The sequence below is a fragment of the Kosakonia sp. genome (genome assembly GCF_032052965.1).
Classification (GTDB): Bacteria; Pseudomonadota; Gammaproteobacteria; order Enterobacterales; family Enterobacteriaceae; genus Kosakonia.
In genome coordinates this window covers 293,703-307,306 of the sequence record NZ_DAMBVN010000004.1, presented here as the reverse complement: position 1 = coordinate 307,306, position 13,604 = coordinate 293,703, and the positions used below count along the sequence as shown (strand labels likewise).

General features: G+C 54.1%; 9 protein-coding genes. 2 read left to right on the top strand and 7 right to left on the bottom strand.

Features of this window, described 5'->3' with window-relative positions; all coding sequences use genetic code 11:
- Positions 1 to 166 precede the first annotated feature (166 nt).
- The 5 genes from RTX30_RS08165 to efeU form a co-directional block, all read right to left on the bottom strand.
- The gene (locus RTX30_RS08165; protein WP_312688733.1) at positions 167 to 865 is read right to left on the bottom strand and encodes a hypothetical protein; all 699 of its coding nucleotides are present in this window, start codon (positions 863 to 865) and stop codon (positions 167 to 169) included.
- 173 nt (positions 866 to 1,038) lie between these two features.
- On the bottom strand, positions 1,039 to 1,827 hold the full coding sequence (gene phoH, locus RTX30_RS08160) for a phosphate starvation-inducible protein PhoH (RefSeq protein ID WP_312688731.1): 789 nt from the start codon (positions 1,825 to 1,827) through the stop codon (positions 1,039 to 1,041).
- Positions 1,828 to 2,366: 539 nt separating this feature from the next.
- Positions 2,367 to 3,650, bottom strand: coding sequence for an iron uptake transporter deferrochelatase/peroxidase subunit (efeB, locus tag RTX30_RS08155; RefSeq protein WP_312688729.1), 1,284 nt, complete (start codon positions 3,648 to 3,650; stop codon positions 2,367 to 2,369).
- A gap of 4 nt (positions 3,651 to 3,654) precedes the next feature.
- The gene (gene efeO / locus RTX30_RS08150) at positions 3,655 to 4,782 is read right to left on the bottom strand and encodes an iron uptake system protein EfeO (protein ID WP_312688727.1); all 1,128 of its coding nucleotides are present in this window, start codon (positions 4,780 to 4,782) and stop codon (positions 3,655 to 3,657) included.
- Between the two features lie 50 nt (positions 4,783 to 4,832).
- A complete protein-coding gene (gene efeU, locus RTX30_RS08145; RefSeq protein ID WP_312688726.1) occupies positions 4,833 to 5,666 on the bottom strand; it encodes an iron uptake transporter permease EfeU in 834 nt (277 codons plus the stop codon).
- Between the two features lie 277 nt (positions 5,667 to 5,943).
- On the opposite strand from efeU, the gene RTX30_RS08140 reads away from it, so the two are divergent.
- Positions 5,944 to 7,128, top strand: coding sequence for a nucleoside transporter C-terminal domain-containing protein (locus RTX30_RS08140; RefSeq protein ID WP_312688724.1), 1,185 nt, complete (start codon positions 5,944 to 5,946; stop codon positions 7,126 to 7,128).
- 34 nt (positions 7,129 to 7,162) lie between these two features.
- Here the strand turns inward: RTX30_RS08140 and RTX30_RS08135 are convergent, their stop codons facing one another.
- Positions 7,163 to 7,588: a DUF3574 domain-containing protein gene (locus RTX30_RS08135; RefSeq protein ID WP_409429809.1), complete on the bottom strand. Its 426-nt coding sequence runs from the start codon at positions 7,586 to 7,588 to the stop codon at positions 7,163 to 7,165.
- A 105-nt stretch (positions 7,589 to 7,693) separates the two neighbouring features.
- Positions 7,694 to 9,205, bottom strand: a complete 1,512-nt coding sequence (putP, locus tag RTX30_RS08130) for a sodium/proline symporter PutP (protein ID WP_312688721.1) — start codon at positions 9,203 to 9,205, stop codon at positions 7,694 to 7,696.
- A 417-nt stretch (positions 9,206 to 9,622) separates the two neighbouring features.
- On the opposite strand from putP, the gene putA reads away from it, so the two are divergent.
- Positions 9,623 to 13,582: a trifunctional transcriptional regulator/proline dehydrogenase/L-glutamate gamma-semialdehyde dehydrogenase gene (gene putA / locus RTX30_RS08125; RefSeq protein WP_312688719.1), complete on the top strand. Its 3,960-nt coding sequence runs from the start codon at positions 9,623 to 9,625 to the stop codon at positions 13,580 to 13,582.
- Positions 13,583 to 13,604 lie beyond the last annotated feature (22 nt).

The following is a 13,604-nucleotide window of genomic DNA, read 5'->3' as shown; positions in this document are numbered from 1 at the left end:
CAAAGCGAGTCAATCCCCCCCTCACCGCCATCATTTCAGATAAGAGCCTGTACAAGCGTACGGGCTTTTTTCTTTTATATTCCTCCTGCCGGGGGGATGAGAACCCACGACCGGGTTCGACAACGGGCGGGGAAGACAAGTCATTTCTCCCACCGCCCGCCCAATGTTATTGCAAAAACTGCTCTTTAATTTCATTAAACTCGCGCAGGCAGTTAGCCATATACGTGCGCGTAACATCGTTCACTTTCTGGTAGTTATTGGCTTCCCACTCTGCCAGCGGCAGTTTTATTGGCTCTGGCGTACAGTTCACACTGGCACCATCGTATTTTTTGGTCGGGTTATCTTTACTGCGGCTGATCATCGTTGAATAGTGCAGTTCATAATTTTCCCCACCGGACAGATTTTCGTAAACCAGCATCCAGACATAGGGTCGGATCTCAATCGGGTGCTGCAATTGCCCCGCCTTTTTCTCCGCCACTGCCGCTTTCAGTGATTCTTCTATCCCGGTGCTAAAAAATGTCACCGATGGGTTGGATAACGTGGTGATGGGCGTTCCGGTCAGTTGATCTTTGGTAAATCCGCTTTCCTGGGCACCGCCGGCAAAAGCGCCAGCAATAAAGCTCAAGGTCTTTAACGCCACCACTTTGCTGGTATCAGCACGCGTGATGTAGCGTAGCGAGGTATCCGTCGGCGTATGGAAATCGGTTTTGAGCTGTTCATATCCTTCGATTTTTAGCGACGAACCGTTGTCCGCTTTAATAATCGTGGTTTGTACTATTTTTTCCGTGGGAGGAAGGGGTTTGTTACTACACCCCGCCAGCATCAGCGGGATAACGAGCGCAGAGAATTTTCCGGGCATTTTCATTGGTTGATATCCTTACCAAAGGGCAATAAAAGTCTGGCGCAAGCGGCAAACCCGCTTAGGCCAAAGCAATTATCGGCAAAGGTATAACCAGACTTTATCTACAGGAAAGGCAAATTCCAGGGGGGAGCAAAACCTGGCCCGCCAGCGGCAGGCCAGGTTTTCAGGTTAGCGAATCAATCGTAGGCTTTCAGCGTGCGCTGGCAGAGCGCAGAACGTACGCAATCGTCTTTGTTAAAGCGCACGACGCCGATCATCTCATCTTCCTCAAAACGTGCCAGTGCATCGCTCAGACCCGACTGAACGCCAGACGGCAGATCACATTGGGTAATATCACCGTTGACGATCACCGTCACGTTTTCCCCGAGGCGGGTTAAAAACATCTTCATTTGCGCAGCAGTGACATTCTGAGCCTCATCAAGAATAACCACCGCATTTTCAAATGTACGTCCGCGCATATAGGCGAACGGCGCGATTTCCACCTTACCGATCTCAGGTCGCAGGCAGTATTGCATAAAGGACGCGCCCAGCCGTTTTACCAGCACGTCATAAACAGGCCGGAAATAAGGCGCGAACTTCTCGGAAATATCACCGGGCAAGAAGCCAAGATCTTCATCGGCTTGCAGGACCGGCCGGGTGACAATAATCCTTTCCACGTCCTTATGGATCAGGGCCTCTGCCGCTTTCGCCGCACTGATCCATGTTTTACCGCATCCGGCTTCGCCCGTTGCGAAGATCAATTGTTTACTCTCGATAGCATTCAGGTAGTGCTCCTGAGCTTCATTGCGCGCGGCGATGGGCGAGTTATCACGACTGTCCCGCGCCATGCCAATTGCTTCTACGCCACTCATCTGCACAAGCGAGGTGACCGACTCTTCTTCACGTTGTTTATGACTGCGTGAATCACGTCTCAGCACGCGTTTCGCTTCACGACGAGCTTTGATCACTGCTTTCTGTCTTCCCATGGATAGCACCTTGAGTTGTTGGTTTACATCACACGCGTCCTGGTTAACGCGATTATGCGCACAAACGTCTGAGGGTTGGCTTCCTTGTAAGCCATGGCTTGCCTTTGAAAATGACGTAACAGAACGGACAGCAGCATCGTCTGTCACATCGTTGGAAAGGGGAGTAAAAAAAGAAGAAGAAAATTCAGGGGCGAAGAAGTCGCTGCCGGAGGTTGCACCTCCGTGCCGGGTTTTGCGTGGTCTTTTTGATTGTCCGCTAGTGGACCTTACCATCCGCGATCTCCAGGTGACGTCATCACCGCAGGGTCTCAACGCTTTCAATAATTACATCAAAGCTTATCATATTTGCAACATTATTTTTACGTAACCATAACGTGCAAGACCACTGCGTCGTTCAAAAGAGTATCTGCAAGGAATATTACAGAATGATAACAGATACTTTCTAATACAAAAAAATGATATCTGGATGGCAGAAAAAGTATGTCTGAATACTACAGATAATAGATTATCCTGCCCGTTTGCGGGCAGGATAGGATCTTTTACGCTTCCAGCAGCGGTTGGGCAAGATAGTAATTCGACTCTTTTACCCCAGGCAAAACAAAGAAGTACCCGCCACCGATTGGGCGAATATATTCTTCCAGCGCTTCGCCGTTGAGACGTTTTTGCACCGTGAGGAAACCTTTCTCCAGGTCATGCTGATAGCAGACAAACAGCAACCCCATATCCAGTTGGCCCGAGTTGGTCACGCCTAGCGAATAGCTATAGCCACGGCGCATCATCAGGCTTGACTGCGTCTCTTTGGTGCGCGGGTTGGCCAGCCGGATATGGCTATCCAGCGCAATCACCTCACCATCGGGATCGCTGGCGTAATCCGGAACATCATGTTCATGTTGCTGACCCAACGGTGCGCCAGACTGCTTATCACGACCAAAGATCGTCTGCTGCTCTTTCAGCGGCGTGCGATCCCAGAACTCTACATGGAATTGAATAATCCGCACTGCCTGGTAGCTACCGCCAACGGCCCATGCGGGTTCGCCCTGATCGCCCGTAACCCACACCACTTCGTTCATCAGCGCATTGTTGCTGCTGTCCGGGTTGGCTGTGCCATCTTTAAAACCTAACAGGTTAACCGGTGTCTCTTTACCTTTGCTGCGGGCCGCGTGCTCAGAGATAAATCCTTCACGCTTCCAGCGAACACTCAGTAAATCAGGCGTGTGCTTAATGATGTCGCGCAACGCATGAATGACGGTATCCTGAGTATTCGCGCAAATCTGAAGAAGCAGATCGCCGTGGCACAATGCCGCGTCCAACGCATCGTTGGGAAAACGCGTCATCTTCTGCAGCTTTTTCGGCATCTGCTTCTGTAAACCAAAGCGAGAATCGAACAGTGACTGACCAACAGAAACCGTCATGGTCAGATTATCTGGCGCAATAAAGGCCCCGAGAATACCGGAGTCCATCGGCGGAAGGCGCGGGTTCGGCGTCTCCGGCGCCGGGCCGCCAGTGGTAAGAAAAGCGATGCGCTGTGTCAGTAAGCGAAACAAACGTTCAAGATCCGCTTTATCTGCGGCCAGAACATCAAAGGCCACCAGCATCATGGAAGCTTGCTGCGGCGTTAAAATCCCGGCCTGATGAACACCGAGAAAAGGCTGCTTTTCCATTCGGGCATCGGGCGACAGCGTACCCGGCGCGCTCTGCGGTTTGACGGCATGCGCTACCGGGCATCCGCCTGTCAGCGCAAGCGCGCCGCCCAGCGCGCCCATTCCTTTTAATAAACGGCGCCGGGAAGGCTCGCTGACGCCGTGGTTATCATGTTGACTCATGGTGTTAGTCCAGTCCGAGCACGCCACGCAACTGGGCAAGATCTTCTGCCAGTGTGGTGATCGGCCCTTTCAGCGCGTTACGATCGGCGTCTGTCAGCTTGTCGTAGGTTTCAAAGCCCTCTTTGGTGCGGTATTTGGCAAGAATGGCATCCACTTTTTTGAAGTTAGCATCCACTTTCGCCAGCAATTCGCTGTTGTTTTTCTGCAACTGTGGACGCAGCAAATCAACAATTTTCTGGGCGCCATCCACGTTAGCCTGGAAATCCCACAAATCGGTATGACTGTAACGATCTTCTTCGCCGCTGATCTTGCTGGCTGCGACTTCTTCAATCAGACCGGCAGCTCCCCCCACCACTTTCGAGGGCGGGAAGGCCAGCTCATTAATTCGGGTTTGCAGATCGACCACATCGGTGTAGAGCTGATCAGCATATTTACCCATATCTTTAGTGCTGTTATCGCCAAACAGGGCTTTTTCCAGGCGATGGAAGCCGGTAAATTTCGGATCGGCGGCCTTATGCTCGTAATCATCTTCACGCGCGTCAATACTGCCATCCAGATCGGAGAACAGCTCGGCAATCGGCTCAATGCGCTCATAATGCTGGCGCGTCGGCGCATACAGTGCTTTCGCTTTTTCGATATCGCCTGCTTTCACCGCGTCGGTAAAGGCTTTGGTTCCGGTAACCAACTGTGCCGTTTCGGCAACCACATAGGCTTTATAGTCGGTGATCGCCGTGCTGAGGCTCAGCAACGCGTCGCCTTTTGCCGCATCACCCGTCGCTTCACCTTTAACAATTAATTTGCCTTTCGGGTTGGTTAATAAACCGCAGGTCATGTCATATTCACCCGGCTGCAGGTTGGCGGTCAGTTTCTGGCTAAAACCCGGAGCAATGTTTTCTCGCTCTTCCACCACCATGACGCCTTTCAGGATCTCCCACTCCAGCGCTTTCTGGCTGTGGTTAACAATCACAAATTGCGTTTTGCCTGCGTTCACCGTCAGGTTCATCGGCTCACATTGCTTGTCCGTTACCGTGACTTTAACCTGCGGAACATCCGCAGCCTGCGCACCCAACGCACAGGCGAACAGCGCTGCGATCCCTACCTGTATTGCACTACGACGAAAATGAATCACCATGACCCTTCCCTTCAATAAGTATGTTGTAACGATGCCAACTAATAACGAGATTACGGCGCAGCACGCGACGGTTGCGAACCCGCGCGCGGAGGCCAGACAAACAGCACCAGCGCCGGAATGAGATACAGAAAATAGACGGTGACTTCGCTGACGCTCGGCGTCTCCTGATAACCAAAGATCCCTTCCAGCAACGTACCGGTCAGCGAGTGCGTAGTGAGCACATTGCTTAGGTCGAACGCCACATCCTGAAAGTGATTCCACAGGCCCGCTTCATGGAAGGCGCGGATAGCGCCCGCCGCAAGCCCTGCGGCAACCAGTAAAATAAACAGGCTGGTCCATTTGAAAAAGGCGCCAAGATTAAGGCGAACCCCGCCCCAGTAGAGTAAGAAGCCGAGCACTACCGCCGTGGCGAGGCCGAGCAAGGCGCCAACCGGCGGCCAGATGCCCACATCCTGCTGGAACGCCGCCAGCAAAAAGAACACCGACTCTAGCCCTTCGCGCGCAACGGCGAAAAAGACCATCATGATCAGTGCCCAGCCGTGGTTGTTCCCGCGCGCCAGCGCGTTATCCACTGCCTGCTCCAGTTGCACTTTGACGTTGCGCGATACTTTACGCATCCAGAACACCATCCAGGTCAGGATCACCACCGCAATTAACGCGACAATCCCTTCGAACAGTTCCTGCTCTCTCTGCGGGAACTCGCCGGTGGTTTCGTTAATGGCAATGCCCAACCCCAGGCAAAGTGCGGCGGCAAGGAAAACGCCGATCCACATCACCCCAATCCAGCGCCCGCGCTGGGTGCGCTTGAGGTAGCTGGCAATCAGGCTGACGATCAGTGCCGCTTCGAGGCCTTCACGTAACATAATAAGAAATGGAACAAACATGGAGGACGCCCCTACTGTCATGCGCGGTCAAAGGTTGCAAAGAAAAGTAAATTCTAGTGATAGTGATTATCATTACGACGCAAGGAAACTCAAGCGAAATATGATGAGAATGATAAATGGATGTAAATGCGTAGCAGCCTAACTGTAAGGGCTGGCACGTTATGCAGAAGTAATTGAAATATTGCAAAAATCTTGCTTACAAATCTTTAACTTTGTATTTACCCAACGCAGCCGCTATGGCTAAATAAACGCCCTGTTTATCTGCACACATAACGCTATGATTAATTTCCTGCATTTTCTGCTGGCGCTGGTAGTGATCCTTGCGCTGGCCTGGCTGGTGAGTTTCGATCGCCGTCAGATCCGTATCCGTTTTATTCTGCAATTAGTGGTGATTGAGTTAGCGCTGGCGTGGTTCTTTTTACATGCTCAGAGCGGTCTGACGCTGATTAAACATGTCTCCGGCTTTTTTGAAATTCTGCTGAAATTTGCCGGTGAAGGGACCGCTTTCGTCTTTGGCGGCATGAGTGAAAAAGGGCTGGCGTTTATTTTCCTCGGCGTGCTGTGCCCGATTGTATTTATCTCGGCATTGATCGGCATTTTGCAACACTGGCGCATTCTGCCACTGTTTATTCGCCTGATCGGCACCCTGCTGTCAAAGCTGAACGGCATGGGCAAACTGGAATCGTTTAACGCGGTCAGCTCGCTGATCCTCGGCCAGTCAGAAAACTTTATCGCCTATAAAGGCATCCTCGCCGATCTCTCCCCGCGTCGTATGTTCACTATGGCCGCCACCGCCATGTCGACCGTGTCGTTGTCGATTGTCGGCGCTTATATGACCATGCTGGATGCGAAATATGTCGTCGCCGCGTTGTTACTCAACATGTTCAGCACGTTTATTATTCTGTCGGTGATTAACCCCTCCCGCCCGGGAACAGAAAAAGAGATCAAACTGGAAAAACTTCACGAGTCGCAGAGCTTTTTCGAGATGCTTGGTGAATACATTCTCGCTGGTTTCAAGGTGGCGATGATTATTCTGGCGATGCTGATTGGATTTATTGCCCTGATCAGCGCAGTGAATGCACTGTTTTCCGCGCTGTTTGGGCTCAGCTTCCAGCAGTTGCTTGGCTACGTCTTCTACCCGCTGGCATGGCTGGTTGGCATTCCACTGAGCGATGCGCTGCAGGCAGGAAGCATTATGGCGACAAAACTGGTGGCAAACGAATTTGTGGCAATGATCGAGTTGCAAAAAATTTCCGCCAGTATGACGCCACGCGGTCTGGGCATTCTCTCCGTGTTCCTGGTCTCTTTTGCTAACTTTGCCTCTATCGGCATCGTGGCGGGCGCCATTAAAGGGCTGAATGAACAACAAGGCAATGCCGTTTCACGGTTTGGCCTGCGCCTGGTCTACGGCGCGACACTGGTGAGTCTGCTTTCAGCCGCTTTTGCGGGGGCAGTACTGTAAGTTTTTCCCTCTCCCTGCGGGGAGAGGGAAAGCATCAGAACTGTACGCAGACCGGCTGGTCAACACGCATAACCGACTCCTGCGCAAAGCGTGACTTGTAAACCCCGCGCAATGCTTCAATATTCTTCTCGCTCTGTGCATCCGCGCTGTGGATCAGCATCAACGCTTTGCTGGCCTCGCGGGCAACGTGACCGTCATTTCCCAGCCACTGCCCCCTGGCGTCAAACACCGTTAACCCATCGCGAAAACGCGGCGTCACATCACCATCCACAAACTGTTGCCACTCCTGGGCGGTAATGGCCTTACCCGCCGGACGGTTCAGACCAAAATACAGTGTGGTTTGCTGCATTTGATTTTCTGCTTTACAGCGTTGAACGGCGGCCGTGGCCGAGGGTTTGCTGGCAGGTGCGACACAACCGGTCAGCACGCCCGCCAGTATCAGTGCGGTGACCCCTGTCATCAACTTCATAGGTTATCCTCATTGTTATGTGTCGGAAGATAACAGCCTAATTACAGTTATTTAGCAATAAAAAAACCCGCCGGAGCGGGTTTTTACTTCAATATTTTATTGCTCTGATTGTAAACGGGATGGCGGCGCAGAGTGGTAATGCGCGTCGGCTTCGGCGAAGCGCTGCTGCATGGCCGCAGAAGGCGCTTTGCCCAGCAGGCTGAACACCACAATACCCATGCTACCGAAAATAAAGCCGGGAATAATTTCGTACAGACCCAACCACGCGTACTGTTTCCATACCAGTACCGTTACCGCACCGATAACCATCCCCGCCAGCGCGCCGTTACGGGTCATACGCGACCACAATACCGAGAACAACACCACCGGGCCAAACGCCGCGCCGAAACCAGCCCACGCGTAGCTTACCAGTCCAAGAACACGGTTTTCGGGGTTAGCCGCCAGCGCAATAGACACCAACGCCACCAACAGGACCATTGCACGCCCGACCCACACCAGCTCCGTCTGGCTCGCTCCTTTACGCAAGAAAGCTTTATAGAAATCTTCGGTGATCGCGCTGGAGCAGACCAGCAACTGACAACTCAGGGTCGACATCACCGCCGCAAGAATAGCGGACAACAAAATACCGGCGATCCACGGGTTAAAGAGGATCTGCGCCAGCTCGATAAACACGCGCTCGGCGTTTTGGTTCACCGCGCCAGCGACCGACGGGTTATTACTAAAGTACGCAATGCCAAAAAAGCCCACGGCAACCGCGCCAGCAAGGCACAGTATCATCCACGCCATACTGATACGGCGGGCATGCACAATAGTGTGATGAGAATCCGCCGCCATAAAACGCGCCAGGATATGCGGCTGGCCGAAATAGCCCAGTCCCCAGCCCATCAGCGACACAATAGCGACAAAATTCAGCCCCTTCAGCATATCGACGTTTTCAATGCTTTTCTGTTTGATCACGTCCAGGGAATCGCCGAAGCCCCCGACAGAGATAATCACAATGACCGGCGTCAGGATCAGCGCAAAAATCATCAGGCTGGCCTGTACTGTATCGGTCCAGCTAATCGCCAGGAAACCGCCAATAAAGGTGTAGAGAATGGTCGCCGCCGCCCCGGCCCACAGCGCCGTTTCATAACTCATGCCGAAAGTGCTTTCGAAGAGCCGTGCGCCCGCCACGATGCCGGAAGCGCAGTAGATAGTGAAGAACACCAAAATCACCACCGCCGAGATAATCCGCAACAGGCGGCTGTTATCTTCAAAACGGCCAGTGAAATAATCCGGTAATGTCAGCGCGTTATTGTTCACCTCGGTGTGAACGCGCAAACGCCCTGCCACCAGTTTCCAGTTGATCCACGCCCCCAGCGTCAGGCCGATGGCAATCCAGCTTTCGGAAATCCCGGAAATAAAAATCGCGCCCGGCAAGCCCATCAGCAGCCAGCCGCTCATATCGGATGCACCGGCAGACAATGCGGTGACCAAAGCCCCAAGACGACGACCGCCAAGAATATAATCGTCAAAGTTTTTCGTAGAACGCCAGGCGATGAAACCGATCAATATCATGCCAAAGATATAAATAAAAAATGTCACCAGCATCGGTGTGCTAATTGCCATGAAGGATTCTCCAGGATTCTTTTCGGCAAAGGATTATTTTGCCGCTTTTATCCACCACCGGAACGGGGTGATGGTGCGTACTTGTTGTTTTAGGCGACCGTATCCTGCCGGAAGGCTCGCTTATGCACAATTGATTTAACACAGCATTTACATCAAATTCATCCCGTGCTTAATATCAAATTTGTATAGGTTGCACTGTGTCACACTTTTAAAGGTTGCACCTTATAAAAGTGTTACCTGCCGCATAAATCCTGGCTTAGCGGCAAGTTATGCCGCGCTTTTCCTTGTTACCAACAATTAACAATCCATTCATTTTTGACGTTGCCAACCAGGTCACATTTAACAAGGTTGCACAAAGTTGCAACATGGTAGATATTTCAGCCTGAACCGCAGAACACTGTAAAAAAGGAGCAGAGCATGGGCACCACTACCATGGGGGTCAAGCTTGATGATGCCACGCGCGAAAGGATCAAAGCCGCAGCGGCGACTATCGATCGCACGCCGCACTGGCTGATTAAACAAGCCATTTTTAATTATCTGGAAAAGCTGGAAAGCAATGAACCGCTGCCGGAACTGGCAGGCGCAGCAGGGAGCAACGGCCATGACGATGAACCGCAACTTACTGCCGAAGAGATCCACCAGCCGTTCCTGGATTTTGCCGAGCAGATCCTGCCGCAGTCGGTATCACGCGCGGCGATCACGGGAGCCTGGCGCTGGGCAGAAACCGATGCCGTGCCAATGCTGTTAGAGCAGGCTCGCCTGCCGCAACCCGTCGCGGAAAATGCGCACAAACTCGCATACCAGTTAGCCGAAAAATTACGTAACCAGAAAACGGCCACCGGACGTGCGGGTATGGTGCAAAGTTTATTGCAGGAGTTCTCACTCTCGTCGCAGGAAGGCGTGGCGCTAATGTGCCTTGCCGAAGCATTATTGCGTATTCCGGATAAAGCCACCCGCGACGCGCTGATCCGCGACAAAATCAGTAACGGCAACTGGCAATCTCATATCGGTCGCAGCCCGTCGTTATTCGTCAATGCCGCGACCTGGGGGCTGCTGTTTACTGGCCGCCTGGTTTCGACCCATAACGAAGCTAACCTCTCGCACGCCCTGAATCGCATTATCGGTAAAAGCGGGGAGCCGCTGATCCGTAAAGGCGTCGATATGGCAATGCGCCTGATGGGAGAGCAGTTCGTCACTGGTGAAACCATCGCCGAAGCGCTGGCCAATGCACGCAAACTGGAAGACAAAGGCTTCCGTTACTCCTATGACATGTTAGGTGAAGCGGCACTGACCGCTGCCGATGCCCAGGCCTATATGGTGTCTTATCAGCAGGCGATCAACGCCATCGGCAAAGCCTCTAACGGGCGCGGCATTTATGAAGGCCCTGGCATCTCCATTAAGCTTTCGGCGCTGCACCCGCGTTACAGTCGTGCGCAATATGACCGCGTGATGGAAGAGCTCTATCCGCGTCTGAAGTCACTTACGTTACTGGCGCGCCAGTATGACATTGGCATCAACATTGATGCTGAAGAAGCCGATCGTCTGGAAATCTCGCTCGATCTGCTGGAAAAACTCTGCTTCGAACCGGAACTGGCCGGCTGGAACGGTATCGGCTTCGTGATTCAGGCTTACCAGAAACGCTGCCCGTTTGTGATTGACTACCTTATCGATCTCGCCACACGCAGCCGCCGTCGCCTGATGATCCGCCTGGTGAAGGGCGCCTACTGGGACAGCGAAATCAAGCGCGCGCAAATGGAAGGCCTGGAAGGCTACCCGGTTTACACCCGCAAGGTTTATACCGACGTTTCTTACCTCGCCTGTGCCAAAAAATTACTCTCGGTGCCAAACCTGATTTACCCGCAATTCGCAACCCATAACGCCCACACGCTGGCGGCTATTTACCAACTGGCCGGGCAGAACTACTACCCTGGCCAGTATGAGTTCCAGTGCCTGCACGGCATGGGAGAACCGCTGTATGAGCAAGTCGTCGGCAAAGTGGCCGACGGCAAGCTTAACCGCCCGTGCCGGATCTATGCGCCGGTCGGCACCCATGAAACACTGCTTGCTTATCTGGTGCGTCGCTTATTGGAAAATGGTGCCAACACCTCCTTTGTCAATCGCATCGCCGATAACACCTTGCCGCTGGATGCCCTGGTGGCAGATCCGGTCGCCGAGGTGGAAAAACTCGCGGCGCAAGAAGGTCTGGTCGGCCTGCCACACCCGAAAATACCGCTGCCGCGAGCGCTGTATGGCGAGGGGCGCATTAACGCTGCCGGGCTGGATCTGGCCAACGAACACCGTCTGGCTTCGCTCTCCTCTGCCCTGCTCAACAGCGCCGCGCAGAAATGGTACGCCCGCCCGGTACTGGAGGCGGTAGTGATGGAAGGCGAGCCACAGCCCGTTGTAAACCCAGCCGAGCCAAAAGACACTGTCGGTTATGTGGTCGAAGCCAGCCCGGACCAGGTTGAGCAGGCGCTGGACAACGCAGTAAGTCACGCGCCTATCTGGTTTGCCACCCCACCACAGGAACGTGCAGCCATTCTGCAGCGCGCCGCCGTACTGATGGAAGATCAGATGCAGTCACTGATTGGCATTTTGGTGCGCGAAGCGGGTAAAACCTTCAGCAATGCGATTGCCGAAGTGCGGGAAGCCGTCGATTTCCTGCGTTATTACGCAGGCCAGGTCAGCGCTGATTTTGACAACGAAACGCACCGCCCGCTGGGGCCGGTGGTCTGTATCAGCCCGTGGAACTTCCCGCTGGCAATTTTTACCGGGCAAATTGCCGCCGCGCTAGCCGCTGGCAACAGCGTGCTGGCTAAACCGGCGGAGCAAACGCCGTTGATTGCGGCCCAGGGGGTAGCGATTTTGCTGGAAGCAGGCGTACCGGCCGGGGTTCTGCAACTGCTGCCGGGGCGCGGGGAAACGGTCGGCGCGCAACTCACCGCCGATGCGCGGGTACGTGGCGTAATGTTTACCGGATCCACAGATGTTGCGGCCTTGCTGCAACGTAACATTGCCACCCGTCTGGATGCACAGGGTCGCCCGACGCCGCTTATCGCCGAAACAGGCGGTATGAACGCGATGATCGTCGACTCTTCCGCACTCACAGAGCAGGTAGTGGTAGATGTGCTGGCCTCGGCATTTGATAGCGCCGGTCAGCGCTGTTCTGCGCTGCGTGTACTCTGCCTGCAGGAAGAGATCGCAGAGCACACCCTCACCATGCTACGGGGCGCCATGGCAGAGTGCCGGATGGGAAATCCGGGCCGCCTGACAACAGACATCGGCCCGGTGATCGACGCGGAAGCGAAGGAAAACATTGATAAACATATTCAGGCGATGCGGGCGAAAGGCCGCCCGGTCTTCCAGGCCGTGCGCGAACACAGCGAAGACGCAGGCGAATGGCGTAACGGTACCTTTATTGCACCGACCCTGATTGAGCTGGAAAGCTTTGATGAGCTGAAAAAAGAGGTCTTCGGTCCGGTTCTGCATGTGGTGCGCTACCGCCGTCACCAACTGGATCAGCTGATCGGCCAGATTAACGAGTCGGGTTACGGCCTGACGCTTGGCGTTCATACCCGTATCGATGAGACGATCGCTCAGGTCACGGGGAATGCGCATGTCGGCAACCTGTATGTTAACCGCAATATGGTGGGCGCAGTGGTCGGGGTGCAGCCTTTCGGTGGCGAAGGGTTGTCCGGCACCGGGCCGAAAGCTGGCGGGCCGCTTTATCTTTACCGCCTGCTGAGCAGCCGCCCGGAAGAGGCAGTACAAAAAACACTGGCCCGCCATGATGCCAATGCACCGCTTGATGCTCAGTTGAAAGCAATACTGCTACAGCCGCTCGAAGCCTTAAGTGCATGGGCGAATGCGCGTCCGGCGCTACAGGCGCTGTGCCGGCAGTTCGGCGAACTTGCGCAAACCGGCACACAGCGTCAGCTGCAAGGGCCAACCGGCGAACGCAACAGCTGGACGCTGGCACCACGGGAACGCGTACTGTGTGTGGCGGATAACGAGCAAGATGCGCTGGTACAACTGGCAGCAGTGCTGGCCTGCGGAAGCCAGGTACTGTGGCCGGATGATGCGCTGCATCGCGACATGGCCTCCGCATTGCCCGATAGCGTCAAACAACGGATCCAGTTCGCCAAAACCGATGCATTAATGGCGCAACGCTTCGATGCGGTGATCTTCCACGGTGACTCGGATCAACTGGTGGCGCTGTGCGAAAACGTGGCAGCCCGCAGTGGCGCGATTGTCTCGGTACAGGGTTTTGCCCGTGGCGAAACCAATATTCTGCTGGAGCGTTTGTGGGTGGAGCGCTCGCTGAGCGTCAATACCGCCGCTGCGGGCGGGAACGCCAGCCTGATGACCATCGGCTAAGCACGCGATAAGCCGGGTAAGC